At 66.2% G+C, this 18,193-nt stretch carries 18 protein-coding genes; 12 read left to right on the forward strand and 6 right to left on the reverse strand.

Going from position 1 to position 18,193, the window contains the following annotated elements:
* Positions 1–8: 8 nt before the first annotated feature.
* Positions 9–503 (reverse strand): lipocalin-like domain-containing protein, encoded by a 495-nt coding sequence (locus NMB40_RS02395; protein ID WP_494360012.1) that lies wholly within the window; start codon positions 501–503, stop codon positions 9–11.
* A gap of 107 nt (positions 504–610) precedes the next feature.
* On the opposite strand from NMB40_RS02395, the gene NMB40_RS02400 reads away from it, so the two are divergent.
* The gene (locus tag NMB40_RS02400) at positions 611–1,450 is read left to right on the forward strand and encodes a LysR family transcriptional regulator (RefSeq protein WP_494360013.1); all 840 of its coding nucleotides are present in this window, start codon (positions 611–613) and stop codon (positions 1,448–1,450) included.
* Between the two features lie 29 nt (positions 1,451–1,479).
* Here the strand turns inward: NMB40_RS02400 and NMB40_RS02405 are convergent, their stop codons facing one another.
* Positions 1,480–2,442 (reverse strand): AraC family transcriptional regulator, encoded by a 963-nt coding sequence (locus NMB40_RS02405; RefSeq protein ID WP_494360014.1) that lies wholly within the window; start codon positions 2,440–2,442, stop codon positions 1,480–1,482.
* A gap of 88 nt (positions 2,443–2,530) precedes the next feature.
* On the opposite strand from NMB40_RS02405, the gene NMB40_RS02410 reads away from it, so the two are divergent.
* The 6 genes from NMB40_RS02410 (at position 2,531) to NMB40_RS02435 (ending at position 7,230) form a co-directional block, all read left to right on the forward strand.
* Positions 2,531–3,364 (forward strand): oxidoreductase, encoded by an 834-nt coding sequence (locus NMB40_RS02410; protein WP_494360015.1) that lies wholly within the window; start codon positions 2,531–2,533, stop codon positions 3,362–3,364.
* Between the two features lie 92 nt (positions 3,365–3,456).
* On the forward strand, positions 3,457–3,852 hold the full coding sequence (locus tag NMB40_RS02415; protein WP_494360016.1) for a hypothetical protein: 396 nt from the start codon (positions 3,457–3,459) through the stop codon (positions 3,850–3,852).
* Between the two features lie 40 nt (positions 3,853–3,892).
* On the forward strand, positions 3,893–4,126 hold the full coding sequence (locus NMB40_RS02420; RefSeq protein ID WP_068849669.1) for a cyclase: 234 nt from the start codon (positions 3,893–3,895) through the stop codon (positions 4,124–4,126).
* Positions 4,127–4,152: 26 nt separating this feature from the next.
* Positions 4,153–4,836 carry a hypothetical protein gene (locus NMB40_RS02425; RefSeq protein WP_494360017.1) on the forward strand — a complete coding sequence of 228 codons (684 nt, stop codon included), beginning with the start codon at positions 4,153–4,155 and terminating at the stop codon, positions 4,834–4,836.
* 42 nt (positions 4,837–4,878) lie between these two features.
* Positions 4,879–5,862, forward strand: a complete 984-nt coding sequence (locus NMB40_RS02430; RefSeq protein WP_494360018.1) for an alpha/beta hydrolase family protein — start codon at positions 4,879–4,881, stop codon at positions 5,860–5,862.
* Between the two features lie 3 nt (positions 5,863–5,865).
* On the forward strand, positions 5,866–7,230 hold the full coding sequence (locus tag NMB40_RS02435; protein WP_494360019.1) for a serine hydrolase domain-containing protein: 1,365 nt from the start codon (positions 5,866–5,868) through the stop codon (positions 7,228–7,230).
* Positions 7,231–7,237: 7 nt separating this feature from the next.
* On the opposite strand, the gene NMB40_RS02440 is transcribed toward NMB40_RS02435, so the two are convergent.
* The 3 genes from NMB40_RS02440 to NMB40_RS02450 are packed head-to-tail and all read right to left on the reverse strand — an operon-like array spanning position 7,238 to position 9,734.
* Positions 7,238–8,479 (reverse strand): FG-GAP repeat domain-containing protein, encoded by a 1,242-nt coding sequence (locus NMB40_RS02440; protein ID WP_494360020.1) that lies wholly within the window; start codon positions 8,477–8,479, stop codon positions 7,238–7,240.
* A gap of 17 nt (positions 8,480–8,496) precedes the next feature.
* The gene (locus tag NMB40_RS02445) at positions 8,497–9,363 is read right to left on the reverse strand and encodes a hypothetical protein (RefSeq protein WP_494360021.1); all 867 of its coding nucleotides are present in this window, start codon (positions 9,361–9,363) and stop codon (positions 8,497–8,499) included.
* A gap of 8 nt (positions 9,364–9,371) precedes the next feature.
* The gene (locus NMB40_RS02450; RefSeq protein ID WP_282246712.1) at positions 9,372–9,734 is read right to left on the reverse strand and encodes an H-NS family nucleoid-associated regulatory protein; all 363 of its coding nucleotides are present in this window, start codon (positions 9,732–9,734) and stop codon (positions 9,372–9,374) included.
* 177 nt (positions 9,735–9,911) lie between these two features.
* Between NMB40_RS02450 and NMB40_RS02455 the strand changes: the two genes are divergently transcribed.
* From NMB40_RS02455 to NMB40_RS02470, 4 genes are all read left to right on the forward strand, one after another.
* Positions 9,912–10,298, forward strand: a complete 387-nt coding sequence (locus NMB40_RS02455) for a hypothetical protein (RefSeq protein ID WP_494360022.1) — start codon at positions 9,912–9,914, stop codon at positions 10,296–10,298.
* Between the two features lie 109 nt (positions 10,299–10,407).
* Positions 10,408–10,788, forward strand: coding sequence for a helix-turn-helix domain-containing protein (locus tag NMB40_RS02460; RefSeq protein ID WP_448142129.1), 381 nt, complete (start codon positions 10,408–10,410; stop codon positions 10,786–10,788).
* A gap of 39 nt (positions 10,789–10,827) precedes the next feature.
* Positions 10,828–13,758, forward strand: a complete 2,931-nt coding sequence (locus tag NMB40_RS02465; RefSeq protein WP_494360023.1) for a sensor histidine kinase — start codon at positions 10,828–10,830, stop codon at positions 13,756–13,758.
* 231 nt (positions 13,759–13,989) lie between these two features.
* Positions 13,990–14,832 carry an alpha/beta fold hydrolase gene (locus NMB40_RS02470; RefSeq protein ID WP_282246729.1) on the forward strand — a complete coding sequence of 281 codons (843 nt, stop codon included), beginning with the start codon at positions 13,990–13,992 and terminating at the stop codon, positions 14,830–14,832.
* On the opposite strand, the gene NMB40_RS02475 is transcribed toward NMB40_RS02470, so the two are convergent.
* Positions 14,833–16,026: a GAF domain-containing sensor histidine kinase gene (locus NMB40_RS02475; protein ID WP_494360024.1), complete on the reverse strand. Its 1,194-nt coding sequence runs from the start codon at positions 16,024–16,026 to the stop codon at positions 14,833–14,835.
* A 149-nt stretch (positions 16,027–16,175) separates the two neighbouring features.
* Between NMB40_RS02475 and NMB40_RS02480 the strand changes: the two genes are divergently transcribed.
* The gene (locus NMB40_RS02480) at positions 16,176–18,131 is read left to right on the forward strand and encodes a tetratricopeptide repeat protein (RefSeq protein ID WP_494360025.1); all 1,956 of its coding nucleotides are present in this window, start codon (positions 16,176–16,178) and stop codon (positions 18,129–18,131) included.
* The last annotated feature ends 62 nt before the right edge of the window (positions 18,132–18,193 follow it).

Genomic DNA, 18,193 nt, shown 5'->3' on the forward strand with positions numbered 1-18,193 from the left:
GCATCTGCTCAGTCAACCCGTCGCCAGACGGAGATGGGCACACTGCCATCCGCGCGCGGTGGAACGGAGTAGCGCAGTTCCACGCCCTCCAGCGTGTACCTGCGCCGCTGGGTGGTTCCTTCCCAGTTGGGGAAGGACGCTCCGTCGATGGTGAATACCAGTTCGTTGGCCCGTTCGTCGATGGCCACCACACCGTAGTGGGTGCTGCTGCCCATCACGGCGGAACGGAAATCCTCGGCACTGCCCTCGGCCTTGCTGTCACTGCCAAACCGCTGGCGGTCGGACCGGAAGATCTGCAGCGAGTACTGCCCGCTGGCATCGACCATCAGCCTGCCCTTCGGGTGTTCCCCGTAGTCGCGGGCGATATCGCCGTTGGGCAGGCGCTTGTCGGCGGCTATCAAGATCCAGGTGCCCTGCAACGGCGAAGGGCGCGTCTGCGCCTGTGCGTCGCGCGCGCCCAGTCCTGCCAGCAGGGCGAACAGCGTTCCGGTCAGAATCTTCATCAGGTGGCTCCTCATGGCGTTGGGGATGCGCCAAGCCTGGACCGGTTGAGTGATGCGATAAAGCCATCTATAAGGATATCTGTCATTTCAGAATCGAATGGTTGGGCATGAAAGCCATCGACGTGGAAGCGGTCAGGGCGTTCCTATTGGCCGGCGACCTGAAAAGCTTTACCCGGGCCGCCGAGGTGATGGGCACCACGCAATCGGCAATCAGCCTCAAGCTGCGCCGGCTGGAGGACCAGCTTGGCCGCCGCCTGCTGGAGCGCACCCCGCGCCATGTGCGCCTGTCCGCCGAAGGGCTGGCCTTTGTCGGGGTGGCGCGCGAGCTGGTGCTGTCCCACGACCGCGCGGCGGCTGCGTTCACCACCGAGCAACGCAGACTGTCAATCGGGATCAATCAGCAGCTGGTAGGTAGTGAACTGCCGGTGCTGCTGGGGAAGATGCGCGACCACGACCCGAACCTGCGGGTCGAGATACGCATTGGCGGCACCCACGAGCTGATGCAGGCCCAGCAGCGCGGGGACCTCGATGCCGTGCTGGTGTTGCGCCCCGACGAGGGCGGCAAGCGCGGCAGGATCGCATTCCAGGAGTCGTTCGCATGGTTCGCGGCGCCGGGCTGGGAGCGGTTCGCGGGCCAGCCCTTGCCGTTGGCCACGCAGGGAGAACCCTGCCGCATCCGCCTTGAGGCCGTGCGCGCACTGGACCGCGCCGGCATCGCATGGCGCGAGGTCTTCATAGGAAAGGGTGCTGCGATCCTCGGGGCGGCCGCTACAGCAGGCCTGGCGGTAGCCGTACTGGCCCGGCGCGCGGCGCCGCCCGGCACGGTGGACGTGGGCGGGCTGCTCTCATTGCCGCCGATCCGGGCGCAGGACGTGATGCTCTACAGCAGCCTCAGCGACCGGCGGACGCGTGAGGCATTGCGGATCCTTACGTTGGCCTTCCAATGAAACGGCGGATGGCCTGCCGGCGCTCTGCGTCAGTGGGATGAAACATAGCTTGCGCCGGGCCATGCCTGCGGAATGGCGAAGCTCTCGCGCATGCGCTGTGCTTCCTTTGCCGGTGTCAGCCCGAACAGCCGCTTGAACTCGCGGCTGAACTGCGAGGTGCTTTCAAACCCTACCGCGTGGCAGGCCGCAGCGGCCGTCATGCCCTCGCGCACCATGAGCAGGCGTGCCTGGTGCAGGCGCGTTGATTTCAGGTACTGCATGGGCGAGGTGCAGGTCACTGCCTTGAAGTGACTGTGGAACGAGGGCGTGCTCATGCCGGCGCTCTGGGCCAGTCGCGCGACATCCAGCGGTTGGGCGTAGTCCGAGTGGATGCGCTCAAGCGCTTTGGCAATCTTTCCGAACCTTCCCTGCTGGGAGAGTGCCGCGCGCAGCACGGCCCCTTGCGGGCCGGTGAGGACGCGGTAGTACAGCTCACGGAGCAGCTGGGGGCCGAACAGGGCCGATTCCACGGGATCGGCAAGCGCGCGTAGCAGACGCTCCAGGGAGAGCTGCATGGCCGCATCCAGCGGGCTGGACATCATGCTCTGCGGTTGCGCCACGTCCGTGCTGATGTCGTGGCGGTCAATCTCCAGCATCAGCTCGGCCGCAAGCGGAAAATCCAGGTGCAGGTACAGCGCGAGCAGCGGGGATTCCGCCGACGCATCCGTTTCCATGGTGAACGGCACCGGCACGGAGACGGCCAGGTACTGGTTGGCGTCGTACACGTACGTGCGTTGGCCGAAGTAGCCGCGCTTGCAGCCCTGGCAGACGATCACGATGCCAGGGTCGTACAGCACCGGGGTTCGCGAAAGCGGGCGGTCGGACCGGAGCACGCGCACGCTTGGCAGCGCGGTCAGGTTGTAACCCTCCACCGGTGCCAGGGCGAGCACAAGCGGTGCCAGCGGCAGGGGGCTGGCCGGTCCGGAGCGGGCGGTGGCGTTGGAGGGTTTCATAGGATCAGGCAATAAGCGGAGCGAATTACGCCTTATCGAGACCGGGTGCTGGAACTATTGTGCACCCCATCCCCTGATGGAGCACCCCATGACGCACCCCAAGCGAATCTTCATTACCGGTGTGAGCAGCGGCTTCGGCCTGGCGCTCGCCCGTGAAGCCCTGGCCGCTGGCCACGAGGTGGTTGGCACGCTGCGCCAAGCCGACGGCATCGCGGCGTTCGAGGCGCTGGCGCCCGGGCGCGCGCATGCGCGCCTGCTGGACGTTACCGATGAGGCAGCCATCCGGGCGGTCGTCAGCGCGGTGGAGGCGCAGCTGGGGCCGATCGATGTCCTGGTCAACAATGCCGGCTATGGCCATGAGGGCGTGATGGAGGAATCTCCACTGGCGGAGATGCGCAGGCAGTTCGACGTTAACGTGTTTGGCGCCGTGGCGATGATGCGGGCCGTCCTGCCCGGAATGCGCGCCCGCCGCTCTGGACGGATCCTCAACATCACCTCCATGGGCGGCATGATCACCATGCCGGGCATTGCCTATTACTGTGGAAGCAAGTTCGCGCTGGAGGGCATCAGCGAAGCGGTGGGCAAGGAAGTCCGTGACCTGGGGATCCGTGTGACGGCGGTGGCGCCGGGCTCCTTCCGCACCGACTGGGCAGGCCGCTCGATGGTGCGTTCACCGCGAACCCTGAGCGACTACGACGCGGTGTTCGACCCGATCCGCCAGCGCCGGCAAGAGGTCAGTGGAAAGCAGCTCGGCGACCCACGCAAGGCCGCGCAGGCCATGCTGGCCCTGATGGAAAGCGAAGCGCCGCCCGCGCATCTGTTGCTTGGCAGCGATGCCCTGGCCTTGGTTCGAGAGAAGCACATGTCTGCCCTGGATGACCTTGTGCGCTGGGAGCGTGTTACCCGCTCCACCGATGGCTGAACGAGGGGCAGTTACATCGCGGGTGGCGAGCGGACTTCGGCCTGTGCTTTCATTGGAATCGCATGCTGCCGCATGTGTCCAGAGAGACATCCATGCCGTCTGATACCAGAAGGATTTCCGGCGCAGCGCTGCTGCTGGTTTCCGTGGTCTACGCGCTCGCCATTGTGTGGGGCGTTGAGTGGCTGCTCGATCTACTGCGCTCACGCACGTTTGGCATGGGGCCGGAACTGCAGCCACGCTGGGTACGCACCGCGCTGGCTCTGGCGCCCTTCGCGCTGTTCTCGCTGTGGGTAGGCATCCGCCGCCCGCCCCGCGTGCGCCGAGGCTTCATCGCCGGGCTGCTTGCTTCGCTTGCGTTGTGGGGCTGGTACTACGCAGACGGATGGATGAACACCGGCGGCGGCGCCAACATCGGGCTGGGCATTATTATGATGCTCTCGCCACTCCCGGTGTTCGTGGTCATCTGGTGGTTCGCACGCAGGGCATGACCGACGGTCACGTTCAGACATACAGGAGGAACCAGTCAACATGGAAAAGCGTGTCTGCTTTGATTTCGAAATAGAGTTCAGCAACGGTGGCGGTATCCAGGGCCAGGAGTTCCGGCTGGATATCGAGGGCGATGACATCAGTGATGACGCGCTCGCCGACTACATCGTTCGTGACATGCGGCTGCTGATGGTGGGTACGGTGCGCATCCTCAACAAACGGATCATCGAAGAGCCGCACAAGCGCCCACTGGATGCGCTTGACGGAGCGGAATAATGGCGCGACACGGCATTGGAACGAGCATGCAGCGGGCCATCATTCTCGTGGTGATTGCGCTGGGTTCGGCTTGTAGTGGCAATCAGGACCGGCAGGTTGAAGAGGGTAATCCGGCCTCAGCGGCCAATGCACGAAGCGGTGCTGAACCCTCCAGAGCGCCGGGTGGGATGCCGCGCAGTGCTCCGGTGCTGGGTGAAGATGTGCCCGACGTTGAGGCAAGCGCTTACATGGAAGCCAACGGCGTTTCCCTTGAAGTTGCCAGGGAGCGGCTGCTGATCGAGTCAGAGCTTCTGCCACATGTCCAGGACCTACGGGAGCGATATCGAGAGAGGATGGCCTTCATCACGATCGAGTCAATGCCGTATCAGCACCTGGTGGTAGGGTTGAAGGGGCCGGCAATGGAGCCCGCCCAGCACATCAGTGTTCGCGGGACGGATGTCAGGGTTGAGTTCGAGGAAGGCTACCCCTACACGGCGCGGGAGTTCAGCGACATCATGAGCAAGGCAAGCGCCAGGGCTCTGGAGTTTTTTCCGGATGTGACCGGCCTGAGTGGTCGTCCGGAACTTGGCTTGATCGAAGTCATGGTGAGTGGAACAGACGAGCGGCGCTACCTGGCCGCGAAAGCTGAACTTGAAGCGGTGGCCGGCATTGAGATCAAGATTCTGTTGGGTAGGTCCCCGCCGAGAAATCTGATTGATATTCCGCATTGATCGACTCAAGGAGTGAGCCGCAGCGTGAAACCGAATACTGGAATGCCGGCCTTCCTTGGCCGAATGGGTGCGTTGCTTCTTTCGGTACTTGTTGGCCTGCCGGCTGCAGCCGCGAATGCCGTGTTTCAAGATGTCCTGCAGGTGCCTCGCGTTGACGGCAGCCTGTTGGCCGTGCACGTGCAGCGCCCCTCTTCAACGGGCAAGGTGCCGCTGCTGGTCTATATCGACGGCTCGCTGTGCATCCCCTCCACCTACAACGAAAGCGTTGCCTGGCTGCTGGAAAAGAGTGACGGTGCCCATCCCTTCGCGTTGGCCGTGATCGAGAAGCCGGGCCCGACCATCCCAGCGCTCAACGCCGAGGGAGATATCGAGATCGGACCAGATTTCCAATGCAGCGCGGAGTTTCGTCAGCACTACTCCATCCACCAGCGCGTGATTGACCATCTGCGCGCGCTGCAGCACCTGAACCGGCATGCGAGCTGGTGGAACGGGGAGCTGCTGGTATGGGGCTTCTCCGATGGGGGGCGCATTGGCGCGCAGCTGGCGGCGTACTACCCGCAGACCAGGGCCGTGGCGCTGGTGGGCGTTGGCGGCGGAATGCGGATGGCGGATTCCATGGAGGCGATGGTGTGCGCAGCGCCTGCGGACACCGCTGCGTGCCGCGAATCGCTGCGCAAGGAAATGGACGAGATCCGCGCCGCGCCGTTGCCCACGCGCGATTGGATGGGGGAATCCAACACCTATGCGACATGGGCCAGCCGCTTGGATGCGGTGGAGGCCAATGTGCTGCGCGACCTCAAGGCGCCGCTATTGGTCGTGCACGGCGAACGCGACGGGTCGGTGCCGGTGGCGTCCGCACGGAAGCTGGCCGAGCTCATGCAGGGCTCAGGCGTGGTGTTCCGTTACCGGGAAGTTCCGGGCATGCGGCACAGCCTGTGGGGAACGGCGTCCCCGCAGGAGAGCGAGGCACTGCACCAGGAGGTGCTCGAGTGGCTCACCAGACCGGACAAGGAATGGGAGGATTGAAGAATGACGGTGCGTTCCTGGACTACAGCGTTGCTGTTTCTTCTGACGGGCCCGGTCGGCGCAAAACCGCCAACGGAGGCCGCATTCGACGAATGGCTGGCGGCGTTCAACAGCAACGACAGGGCTGCGCTGGGCCGATTCAATGAACAGCGGTTCGGTGACGCGGGACACAATCTCGATTATCTCCTGGACACCCGCGAAGAGACGGGTGGGCTGGACGTGGTGCGCGTTGAGCGCAATGACGAGACGATGTTCGTTGCGCTGATGCAGGAGAAGAGCTTTCCTGCGTATCGCCGCGTCACGGTGCAGCTCAAGAAGCCAGGTTCACCGCTTCTTGAAGAGGTCACCCAGGACCCCGTACGCATGACCCAGGCAGACGCGCTGAAGGCATTGGATGCATTCGCCACGTGCCTGGCCGCAGCTGATCGGTTCTCCGGGGTGCTGGTGGTCGAGCAGGATGGCAAGCGGTTGTACGGCGGGAATTTCGGATTGGCCGACCGCGGACGCCGAACGCCGGTGCAGCGGGATACCGCGTTCCTGTTCGCGTCGCAAGGCAAGATGTTCACGGCCGTCGCGGTGCTGCAGCTCATCGAAGCGGGCAAGCTTGGCTTCGATGATCCCATTGGAAAGCACCTGATCGACTATCCAAACAAGGATATGGCGAAGGTCACCATTCGGCAGCTGCTTTCGCACCAAGGGGGTGCCGGAGACATGGGTGTTCTGCAGCCGGAAGAGGGTGCCAACCGCGCCTGGGTTCGCTCGATCGCGGATCTGGTCAAGCTCAACGGGGAGCGTTCCCCGGAGTTCCCGCCGGGCTCCCGGTTCGAGTATTCCAATTACGGCTTCGTGCTGCTTGGGGCGCTGGTCGAGAAGGTGAGTGGGCAGAGCTACTACGACTATGTCGCCGAGCACGTCTTTGCTCCGGCGGGCATGACCGCAACGGGCTATCCGACGACGGAGCAGATGGCCACGGTTGCCCAAGGCTATACGCAGGGCGAGGACGGTGCGCTGAAGCCGAGCGCTGAGCAGCTGCCGTGGCGCGGTACCCCGGCAGGTGGTGGGGTATCGACCGCCGTTGACGAGGTGCGCTTCGTGGACGCACTCAAAGCAGGCAAACTGATCCCGCTGCCGCTGTTGAGGGAAGCAACGCGCCAGCAGACCCGCTGGTACGGCTATGGCTTCATCTCATCCGGCCCGGCGGAGTTTCCGCATTGGGGTCACGGGGGTGGTGCGGCGGGCAACAGCGCGGCGCTATCGGTATACCCATCCAACAACATGACCATGGTGTGCCTGAGCAATCGTGATCCGCCGGCATGCGACCGCTTGTTGACCAGCCTGCATTACCATCTGGCACCCCCGCGACCCTGATGCCCGCCTAGTCGGTCTGCGTGGCACGGCTCAGCAGCAGCCGCGCCTGCGATTGCCAGCCGCCGATGAACAGGTCCGGCTTGCCATCGCCATCCAGGTCGCCACGGGCCATGCTCCAGCTGCGGCCCACGGTTGTTGCGGGAATCACCTTCGCGGTGACGTCGCTGAAGGTGCCCTTCCCATCGTTCTGCCACGCGCGTACCTGCAGGGGTACGAAGCCCGGCACGTCGATGGCGCTGACCACCAGATCAGGATGACCATCCTCGTTGAAGTCCACCACGGTGCCGCCCCAGCTTGAGAAGCGGTGGGTGGGCAGGCGGGCACGGGTTTCATCCTTGAACCGCGCGTTGCCCTGGTTGATCAGCAGTCGCGTCTGCGGGTCCTTGTCCCAGTCCCGGTTGTTGCTGGTGAGGTTGAAGAACACCAGGTCCAGCCGGCCATCGCCGTTGGCATCCAGGGCATGCACTTCGCGGGTCTCGGTCGGGATCTGTGGGCCCAACCGGTCGGTGGCATTGGTGAAGCGCCCGCCGCCATCGTTCAGCAGCAGCCGGTTGATCGGATCCTGGCTGGCAATGGCCATGTCCAGGTCGCCATCGCCGTCCAGATCGGCCAGCACGATGCCCTGCGCCTGCACGTCGATGGCCGGCAGGTGGGTGGTGCTGGCGTCGATGAACCAGCCTGGGCGTGCACGGTCATTGAGCCACAGGAAGGGCCGCGCCACGCCCTCCTTTCCCTCTGTGGTGTTGCCCACCACGATGTCGGGCAGGCCGTCGCCGTTCACATCGCCGACCGCCACCGCGTTGGCCTGGCTGGTGGCGGGCAGGCGTTCGCTCGCCCGGGTAAAGCCACCCTTGCCGTCGCCCAGGAACAGGTTGTGCTGCTCGGTATCTTCGGCCACGAACACCACATCCAGGTGGCCGTCGCCATTGAAGTCGGCCACGCGCACATGCTCGTTGTCGCCCGCGATGGAGCCGAACGCACCGGGTATGTGGCTGAGCTTGCCGGTGCCATCGTTGAGGTACAGACGGTTGGCGCCGTTCTCCACCGCCACCGCGACATCCAGGTCGCCGTCACCATCGGCATCCAGCAACGCCGCATCCAAGGCGTGCAGTTCGGCATCCGCCGGCACGTGGGTGGCGGTGACGTCGGTGAACACCGTGGAGGCCGGCGGCGGTGGCGCCGCGCAGGCGGTGATCGGGGTGCAGGACAGGGCCGTGAACAGCAGGAATGACGGGGTGGGTCGGTTCATGCAGTTCGTTCTCCAGTTCATTCCACCAAGGCAAGTTGCCGCGTGGAGCTTGGCCATAGTGCAAGCTTGTGGGTGACGTTGGTGAGGGTCCGGCGCGGGTCGGTGGGGTGTGGCCGGGACGATGTGCTGCTTCGGCCCTGGCGCCACAGCCCGAACATCACGATCTCCGCGCCCACCGGGAAGGACTTCAGCCAGGCGGCGTCGGCGTGGCCGACGCTGACTTCATAGAAGTCACGGCGATCGGTCACGCCGGTGTGCTGGTACTTCGGCGCGCAGTTGAGGAACAGCGAACCCGGCTGCGGCGAGCGGTGCGACCTTACGGTGCCGACCAGCGCCATGGGCAGGTCGGTAGTCCCGGCGCCAATACGCTCCCAGGCTTCGTCATAGCGCTCCTGGTCGTAGAAGAAATTTTCCCAGTCCACCCGCTTCTTGCCCAGGCGCAGGGTGACCTGCGAAGCCACGAGGTCATCGCTCTCACACATCGCGCGCAGCACCAGTAGATCGGTGAGGGTGCCCAGGTAGCCATCGAGGGTGTGCTGCTCGATGCCGCCACGTTTCAGCGCCTGCTGCAGCAACAGCAGGCGCAGCTCATGCCGGCCGTCGTCCAGCGGCGGCAGGAACTCGGGATCCGAACCTGCGGCGAGAATGGCCTGCAAGCGGCCGGGGGCGTTGTACCGGCAGCCCGGCTGGTGCTCGGCGCCCTTGTTCAGGGTGATGTAGGAAGGGTCCGCCGCCACGAACTTTACCGAAGCGCCGCACCCTTCACTGTCGCACAGCAGGGTGGGCAGGGTCTGCTGCGTATCGTGGCGCTTCTGCAGGCCCTCGATGCGATGCAGAGTGCCGTGCGTTCCCACCGCCCTGCGCATCTTGAGATCACCGCTCATCTTCGCGTTCAGCCCGGGTAGGCCGGGAAGCGCTCATCGGGGTGGTGCTTCTTCCACTCGGTGTGGGCAACGGTGCCCTCCCAGGCAAGGAAGGTGTTCGGCACGCGGCCGCGACCGGACCAGGTTTCCTGGGTATGCGGCAGCCAGTAGCGCGGCGGCAGTTCCTTCCGCTCGGCCTTGGCGGGTTTGGCCCGCTTGGCCGGGCTGGCCGCGCCCTCGCTGCCCAGCAGGGCACGCAGCCTGCGCTGCTGTTCCGGGCTGAAATCGCCGAAGCTGGTGGTCAGCAGCAGGGTGACGCGCTCATACGCCTCCTTGGTGGCTGCACGCAGCACGGCGTGCGGGGAGAGGGATGCGGATGGCTTGCGGGGCATGGAAGTCCAGGAAATGAGGGCTGACGGCGGCCACGATAACAAATGCCCATGTGATCAATCCCCGGAATCAGTGTCAGACAACCGGCGGGGGAGGCGCGCATTACTCTTTCGAGGCATGCGCGCCGGCGCCGATGGGTCCTCAATGGCCACAGCCAGATCGACGCTGGAGGCGCCCCGGTGCAGCTGTTGTACGCAACCTTTCCAGACCGCATGCCCGGCGTGGGCCTGCTGTTGTTCCGCCTGTTGCTGTCGTCGATGCTGGTAGGGCCGTGGGGCCTGCGCGGGGCGCTGCCCGCGGATGACCTGCTCGGGTTGGCCTGGGTGGCCGCCGCCCTGATCGCGTTCGGCGCGCTGCTGCCAGTAGGGATAGGCGGGGCACTGGTGCTGGCCGGGTTGGATGCCGCGCTGGACGGCTGGCCGCTGGCGGGGCTGCTGCTGGCGCTGCTGTTGCTGGGCCCGGGCGCGTATTCGGTGGACGCGGTGCTGTTCGGTCGGCGGGTGCTGGAGCTGCCCGCGTCACGGCGCGGCCACGCCGATGCCAAAGACACTCACCCGAAAGAGTAGTCGCGCGGCCAGCCAATCGGGGCTTGGGCGGGGCGCGCTGCAGGAACAGCATGCACGGGTAGATTTCGCGAGGTCCGAGCCAATGCATGCCCATCGTCCGGCATCCGCCGTGGAACCCGTGCCAGGCGCACCTTCGCGCGCGGTCGGGCGGGCGGTCGACTACATCGAGGCCAACCTGTCCGAACCCCTGCAGCTCAGCGCCATTGCCGGGGCGGCGTGCATGAGCCGGTTCCACTTCGCCCGCACCTTCCGCGAGCAGACCGGGCTGAGCCCGATGGAATACCTGCGCATGCGGCGCATTGAGCGCGCCAGGCACCTGCTGCGTACCGAGGGCCAGCGCGTGTGCCAGGTGGCCAGCGCGCTGGGCTTCTACGACCAGAGCCACTTCGTGCGCTGGTTCCGCCGCTCCCTGGGCTGCACCCCTACGGCCTACGTGCGCGCCCTGCCGCCGGCGGCATGCCAGCAATGCGACGGAACGCCTTGCGGGTAAGCGTTTTTGTATGATGGTCGGGACGCGCAGGGGCTGACCATGACGATCGCATTCCGGGGCCTTGCCTGCGCGTGCCTGCTTCTGCTGGGCGGCCATGCTGCGGCGTTGGACCCGGCGCGGGCGGTGGGGCAGTTCCACCACACCGCATGGACGGTCAACCAGGGCGCACCGGGGCAGGTGACCGCGCTGGCGCAGACAGCCGATGGCTATCTCTGGCTGGGTACGGAAATCGGCCTGTACCGGTTCGATGGCGTGCGCTTCACGCGCTTCGTGCCGCCCGGCGATGACGCCTTTCCCGCGACCAGTGTGTCGACCCTGTACGCCGCCCGCGATGGCGGCTTGTGGGTGGGCTTCCGCTACGGCGGGGTGAGCCGGGTCGAGCGCAACGGCGTGCGTCACTACGGGCCAGCGGCGGGGTTGCCGACCAGCACCGTGTTCCGGTTCGCCGAAGACGGCCAGGGCCGCTTGTGGGCGGCCACCTTTACCGGCCCGCTCTTGCTGCAGGGCCAGCGCTGGGCGCGGCCCACGCAGGCCATGGGCTACCCCGGACGCCAGGCGCGTACGTTGTTCACCGATCGCGAGGGCACGCTGTGGGTCGCCACGGAAGCCGGCATGGTGGTGTTGCGACGCGGTGCCAGCGCATTCGAACGGCTGCCGGCCCGCGTGGGCCGGGTGAGCCAGATTGCCCAGGCGCCGGACGGTGGCATCTGGGTGGCCGAAGCGGACGGCGGTGTGCGCCCGCTTTCAGGCCAGGGCGATGCCGTGGAATCGGCCGGGCTGCTGTTCGACCGTGATGGCGTGCTCTGGGCGACCACGCTGGGTACCGGGCTGGTTCGCCGCTCACCGCAGCGTACCCAGGCGGAGGCGGAGTCCTTCCGTCGCGTGGACGGGCTCAGCTCCGATTACGTGCAGCCGTTGCTGGAGGATCGCGAGGGCAACGTGTGGGTGGGCAGCAGCCGCGGGCTGGATCGTTTCCGCCACGCCAACCTGGTGCAGGTGCCGATGCCGGAAGGCGCGCAGGAGTTCGCCATGGCCGCGGAGGGCGACGCGCTGCTGGTGGGCACCCGCAACCACCCGCTGCAGCGCGTGGACATGGCCTCACGCCAGACGCTGGCACTGCCGGCGGGGATTACGGCCATGCACCGCGATGCTGGCGGCACCACGTGGCTGGCCGGTCCAGACGGGGTGTGGCGCCGGGACGGGGAGCGGTTCTCGAAGGTATCCGGGCTGCCGGTGGCAGCGCGCTCGGGTGTGCAGGCCATCGCGACCACCCCGGACGGCGCGCTCTGGGTGTCCTTGAACACGCCGGGGATGTACCGGTTCAAGGACGGGCAGTGGGCGCACTTCCAGGACCGGCCCGGACTGCCCACGGGCGGTTCGCCGCTGGTGATGCAGGCCGATGCCCGCGGGCGGCTGTGGCTGGGCTTTGCCCGCAACGCGGTGGCGGTGCTCGACCAAGACGTGTTCTCCACGCCGTGGGCGGGTGAGCCGCTGGACGTCGGCAACGTCACCGCGTTCTTCGAGGACGCGCACGGCATGTGGATGGGCGGCGAACGCGGCCTGGCGCGGGTGGCCGATGGCCAGCTGCACAACGTGCTGCCCGCAGTGCGCGAAGACCTGCGCGGCATCAGCGGCGTCGTGGCCGATGCTGCTGGCGACCTGTGGTTCAACGGGGCGCGTGGCGTGGTGCATGTGCGCGCCGGGGACATCGCCGGGCTGTTCAATGCGCAGGGTAGCCCGCGCTACGAGCGCTTCGATGCGCTGGATGCGTTGCCCGGCATCGCGGCACAGTTCCGGCCGTTGCCCACTGCCGCGCGAACGCAGGATGGGCGGCTGTGGTTTTCCACCACCAGTGGGCTGGTCTCGATCGCCCCCGCCCAGGTCGTGCGCAACCGCGTGGCACCGCCGGTGGAGATCCTGTCGGTGGCGGTGGACGGTGCGGACATGCCGATCCATGGCGGTGCCGTGGAGCTGCCGGCCGGTACGAAGAACCTGCGCATCCGCTTCACGGCACTGAGCCTGTCGATTCCCGAGCGGGTGCGTTTCCGCTATCAGCTGGAAGGCTTCGATCCGCAGTGGTTCGAGGCCTCGACCGGGCGCTCGGCGTTCTACAACGCGCCCGCCTCGGGGCAGTACGTGTTCCGGGTAGTGGCCAGCAACAACGATGGGGTCTGGAACGAGCAGGGCGCCAGCCTGGTGGTCAACGTTGCACCGCATTACTGGGAAACCGCCTGGTTCCGCGTGCTGTGCGTGATCGCGGGTGCGGCACTGCTGTGGCTGCTGTACCTGGGCCGGCTGCGGCAGCTGGCGGCACGGATCCGTACACGGCTGGACGAGCGTCACCGCGAGCGCGAGCGGATCGCACGCGAGCTGCACGACACCCTGCTGCAGAGCACGCAGGGGCTGATCCTGCGGTTGCATGCCTCCAGCCGCAAACTGTCGCCCACCGATCCGGTCCGCGCCGAGCTGGAAGCGGCCATGACCATGGCCGAGCAGGTAGCGGCCGATGGCCGCGAGCGGGTGCGGGGCCTGCGTGGCGATGTGGAACGCACGCGCGATCTTGGTGCTGCGCTGATGGGCGTGGCAGAGGAGGCGCATGGGCTTGAGACCCCGGCCGTTCGCCTGGTGGTGGAAGGCACGCCGCGCGCCATGCAGACCTGTGCGGCCGAAGAGGCGTACATGATCGGCCGCGAAGCCCTGCTCAATGCGTTCCGCCACTCACGCGCCGCGCAGGTGCAGATCCTGGTCAGCTATGGGCGCCACGGTTTCCGTCTGCGCATCAGCGACGACGGGATTGGAATGCCCCAGGGGGCCGAGGCGGTGGCAGGGCATTGGGGCCTGGAAGGCATGCGCGAGCGCGCTGCGCGCGCCGGTGGCACGTTGACGATCCTGTCCGGGCGCTCCGGGCGCGGCACGGAGATCGACCTGCAGGTGCCGGCGTCTTTTGCGTGGGAACCCCGGCGCCGCTGATCCGGGCATCGGCATGAAGAGCAACGGCGTACAAGCATGAACCTGCCGGTTTCTGGCCCCATGTGAGGTGCCGCCCATGCGCAGGATTCACCGATGCCCCCCAACGTGTTGGATACGCTGATGCTCACCCGCCGCCAGGCGCTCCAGGCCGGTGCCTCGGCGCTGGCCGTCATGGCGTTGCCGGGCTTTGCCATGGCACGCACCCCTTCCCCCGCTCCGGAGAACACTTTCATGTCCGAGAACTACGTCACCACCAAAGACGGCGTCCGCATCTTCTACAAGGACTGGGGCCCGCGCGATGCGCAGCCCATCGTCTTCCACCACGGTTGGCCGCTGTCGTCGGACGACTGGGACACCCAGATGCTGTACTTCCTGCAGAAGGGCTACCGCGTCATCGCCCACGACCGCCGCGGCCACGGCCGCTCGGCACAGGTCAGCGACGGGCATGACATGGACCATTACGCAGCCGATGCATCGGCCGTGTTCGAACACCTGGACCTGCGCAATGCCGTGCATATCGGCCATTCCACCGGTGGCGGCGAAGTGGCGCGCTACGTGGCCAGGCATGGCCAGCCGCAGGGTCGTGTGGCCAAGGCGGTGCTGGTCAGCGCGGTGCCGCCGCTGATGCTCAAGACGGCCTCGAATCCGGGTGGCCTGCCCATCGAAGTATTCGATGGCATCCGTGCGGGTGTTGCGGCCAACCGTGCGCAGCTGTTCGTGGATTTCCCGACCGGCCCGTTCTATGGCTTCAACCGCCCCGGCGCGACCATCTCCCAGGGCGTGATCCAGAACTGGTGGCGCCAGGGCATGATGGGCAGCGCCAAGGCCCACTACGAGGGCATCAAGGCCTTCTCCGAAACCGACCAGACCGAAGACCTCAAGGCGATCACCGTGCCGACGCTGGTCATGCACGGCGACGACGACCAGGTGGTGCCAATCGCAGACGCGGCGCTGCTCTCGGTGAAGCTGGTCAAGAACGGCACCCTGAAGGTCTACAAGGGCTACCCGCACGGCATGCTGACCACCCACGCCGACGTGATCAATCCGGACCTGCTGGCCTTCATCAAGTCCTGATCAGGCGCTGCCACCCGGCATCCGGAACGTAAACGCTGTCCCGGTGGCCTCTTCCGAGGCCACCACCAGCGTGCCCCCATGTGACCGCGCAATCTCCGCGGCGATGTAAAGCCCCAGGCCCAGGCCGGGGCGAGGCAATTCCGCCTGCTCGCGCGAGAACGGACTGAAAATGGTCGCCAGCCGTTCGGCCGGAATATGCCCGCCGTTGCGCACGGTCAGCACCAATCCTTCTGGACCGGTCACCGCATCCAGCGTGATCGGCGCAGCAGCGTCGCCATGCTGCACGGCATTGGTCAGCAGGTTGGCAAGCAACTGCCCCAGGCGGTTGGAATCGCACACCACCGCGCCGTTGATCTCCATCCGCACCGCGATATTCGAACGCCCGGTAGCGTTGGCCACCTCGTCCACTACCTGCTGAAGATCGGCCGCCAATCGGTCCGCGCTGCGCAATGCCACCGGAATGCCGCCACCCAGTCGGCCACGCGCGAAGTCGAGCACATCGCTCACCAATCCCTCCATGCGATTCACGCTGGCCGTGATGTGGTCGAACATGCGCTGCTGGGTATCCGTATGCGGCGCAGCTTCGAGTGCTTCGGTCACGATGCTGATTGATTGCAGGGGATTGCGAAGGTCGTGGCCCAGCACGGCAATGAACTGGTCACGCAGCTCAGCCACCTGCCGCGCATCGGACAGCGCCACTGCCGCCTGCTCAAGGCGTTCTTCGGTATCGAGGTAATTGCCGACCAGCTCCGCCAGCAGTTCCATGGAGCGCTGGACATGCACTTCATCGAACGTGGCCGGCGCCGAATCGATGGCGCACAGGGTGCCGAAGAAGCTGCCATCCGGCCTGAAGATCGGTACCGAGGCGTAGCTCTCCATCCCATAGATGCGCGGGGTATGGTGGGTGGAGTAGACCGGGTGCAGGCTCGCATGGGCGAACACCACCGCCTTGGGCGACTGCCGGATCTCATCGCAGATGGTGGTCTCCAGCACCAGCTGGCCGCCCGCCACCAGGCCAAAGCCGAGGGTGTCGTGGGTGGCGCAGGCCGTCCACGTGGTATCGGTCACCCGGGCAATGGCCGTGAACCGGCAGCCGGTAATGTGGGCGACCGTCTCGAGGATGCGCGGCACGGCCGCAATGCGGCCGATCTCGGCGATATCGCGGAGCAGGGCGGGATCGGACAGTTGGGGCATGGGGTTCAAGCAGGTCTTGAGGCCAGTAATGGTCACACGAATCGTGCGATGTTGGGATCCGTCCAGAGCCGCTTAACGGTTCAGCCGCCGCGGGATTGGTGCAGAATGGCCTGCGCCCAGCCCATGGAGGAACGATGTTCAAGCGTTTGATGCAGAGCCTGACCGGCAAGCCCGCCAGCGCCAGACCGCCGCTGGCCGTCTCCCAGGCTGCAGCCCCTCCGGCGGAGGCAGCGCCAGCCCAGCTCATCACCGCGTACGACGCCCACGGCCGTGAACTGCAGGTCACCCGGGCCGACTGGCGCGACAACATGCTGTTGCCCCAGATCAAGGCGATGTGGGACCAGCCCAACGAGCTCTACCAACTCATCCTCAATGCGCTGGACGACGGGTTCGCCGCCGAGGTTGATCCTGCGTCCCAGCGGATGCTGGAGATCGACCCCATCGTTGAACGGGCCCACGTCATCCGCGCGATCGTGCTGATGCAGCAGGAACGCTTCGCGCAGGCCGGGCAGGTGCTGCGCGATGCAATCGGCAGGATCGGCGAGACCGCAACGCTCCTTACCAACCTCGCGAAGGTGCAGGCCGGTAGTGGCGACGAGCATCAGGCCGATGCAACGTTGTGGAAGGCGCTGCAACTGGACCCGAACCAGGACAACGGCCTGGGCTGGTGGCTTGCACGTCAGCGCGAGCGCGGCGGTGAGCCCGCCTACCGGGCAGCACTGGAACTGGCAGCGGCCCTGCCGGGCAGCTGGCGCGCCAGCCTCTATCTGGGGCGGGAAAGCCTTGCGAAGCAGGATGTCCCGGCAGCGCTGGACCAGTTCCGCAGCGTGCTCGCCCAGGCAGCGCACAGCACCGATGTGTTGCTGGTCATTTCAGGCGACCTCGGCAATGCCAGCAGGATCGTCGAACTGGTGGACCTCATCGGTCCGTCCTACGACCCGGAAACGCATGGGCCGCAGGTCGGGATGAACCTGGTCCAGGCCTATCTGCATCTTGATCGCCTGGACGAGGGCGAAGCGCTGCTGCATCGCCTGTACGCGCTCAACATTCCGCCGTTCAAGCAGCATCTGGATGCAATGGCCAGCCAGTACGAGGCGCGGCGGCAAGCGGGTGCATCATCGCGGCCGATCGACACGGAAGCACTGCAGATCGCGCACATGCCGTTCGAACTTCCGATCTGGCGTTACGGCCTGCGCGAGCCGCAGTGGCTGTTTGCGAACAAGCCCGAAGGTGCGCGCAAGGTGACCTTCCTGATGCTGGGCAAGGTCGTGAACGGCGAAGAGCGCGCGGAACAACAACGGGAAGACGAACTGGGGCGCCTGAGTCGCGCCATTCCGCTGTACCTGGCGGAAAGCGCCTACGAATGGACATCCCTGCACGCCCACTCCCTGGCCGCAGTGGTCCGGGGTGGCGGGCCGGTGCTGTTCGGTGCCCAGGACGAGGCCGGCGAACGCGAAACCGCGGCGGGGTTCGCGTCCAGTACGGATCTTCTGGTGCTCGGTTCCATTGGTGAGGCAGGGAACCTCTGGACCGTCGATCTTGGGATCTGGGATACCGCCCGCGTGGCATTGATAGGGCGCGAAGCGGTGTCGTCGGACAGGGCAGGGTTGGAGGCCGCGATACTGGCGCTGGAAGGCAGGGTGCTTGCGCGCCTGGGCGGCGTACAGGGCGCGCCGCACGATGCGATCTACACGCGGCCCACGGCGGAACAGATGCAGCCGTATCTGGGCGCGCTGGCGCAGTCACTGACGCTGTCCCTGGTCGCCAACGAGGTCACGCGGAAGCAGGATCTGTGGGGCGAGCGCAACCTGATCGAATGGCCGCTGCGGATGGCACTGCAGTGGCCGGAGCAGGAAGTGTTCAAGGCCCTGTACCTGTCGGGTATCAGCCACGCGGCGCGCTACGGTTCCGAGCTGCTCAGCGAGTTCGAGGGGCGTTCGTTCGCCCTGCTGCACGAGATGGGGCAGGCGAAATCGCCCCTGGTCGACCTTGGACCGCTGCTGCTGCATGCCTTTGGCCGGGGCGACGGGCTGGCAGCGCTGCGCAGGGACACCGCCGATGCACGTCGCCTTGCATGGATTGAACGGGTAGTCGGGGTTGGCTAGATTGGCGGCTCGACAGTAGCTCAACCGGAAGAGACGCTGATGCCAACGCCCCGGTACACAGT

This window comes from Stenotrophomonas sp. FBCC-B152 (assembly GCF_059134105.1).

Bases quoted from the DNA above. Each gene is read 5' to 3' on its own strand.
- NMB40_RS02395 (WP_494360012.1), bottom strand. From the start codon at position 503: ATGAAGATTCTGACCGGAACGCTGTTCGCCCTGCTGGCAGGACTGGGC.
- NMB40_RS02400 (WP_494360013.1), top strand. From the start codon at position 611: ATGAAAGCCATCGACGTGGAAGCGGTCAGGGCGTTCCTATTGGCCGGC.
- NMB40_RS02405 (WP_494360014.1), bottom strand. From the start codon at position 2,442: ATGAAACCCTCCAACGCCACCGCCCGCTCCGGACCGGCCAGCCCCCTG.
- NMB40_RS02410 (WP_494360015.1), top strand. From the start codon at position 2,531: ATGACGCACCCCAAGCGAATCTTCATTACCGGTGTGAGCAGCGGCTTC.
- NMB40_RS02415 (WP_494360016.1), top strand. From the start codon at position 3,457: ATGCCGTCTGATACCAGAAGGATTTCCGGCGCAGCGCTGCTGCTGGTT.
- NMB40_RS02420 (WP_068849669.1), top strand. From the start codon at position 3,893: ATGGAAAAGCGTGTCTGCTTTGATTTCGAAATAGAGTTCAGCAACGGT.
- NMB40_RS02425 (WP_494360017.1), top strand. From the start codon at position 4,153: ATGCAGCGGGCCATCATTCTCGTGGTGATTGCGCTGGGTTCGGCTTGT.
- NMB40_RS02430 (WP_494360018.1), top strand. From the start codon at position 4,879: ATGCCGGCCTTCCTTGGCCGAATGGGTGCGTTGCTTCTTTCGGTACTT.
- NMB40_RS02435 (WP_494360019.1), top strand. From the start codon at position 5,866: ATGACGGTGCGTTCCTGGACTACAGCGTTGCTGTTTCTTCTGACGGGC.
- NMB40_RS02440 (WP_494360020.1), bottom strand. From the start codon at position 8,479: ATGAACCGACCCACCCCGTCATTCCTGCTGTTCACGGCCCTGTCCTGC.
- NMB40_RS02445 (WP_494360021.1), bottom strand. From the start codon at position 9,363: ATGAGCGGTGATCTCAAGATGCGCAGGGCGGTGGGAACGCACGGCACT.
- NMB40_RS02450 (WP_282246712.1), bottom strand. From the start codon at position 9,734: ATGCCCCGCAAGCCATCCGCATCCCTCTCCCCGCACGCCGTGCTGCGT.
- NMB40_RS02465 (WP_494360023.1), top strand. From the start codon at position 10,828: ATGACGATCGCATTCCGGGGCCTTGCCTGCGCGTGCCTGCTTCTGCTG.
- NMB40_RS02470 (WP_282246729.1), top strand. From the start codon at position 13,990: ATGTCCGAGAACTACGTCACCACCAAAGACGGCGTCCGCATCTTCTAC.
- NMB40_RS02475 (WP_494360024.1), bottom strand. From the start codon at position 16,026: ATGCCCCAACTGTCCGATCCCGCCCTGCTCCGCGATATCGCCGAGATC.
- NMB40_RS02480 (WP_494360025.1), top strand. From the start codon at position 16,176: ATGCAGAGCCTGACCGGCAAGCCCGCCAGCGCCAGACCGCCGCTGGCC.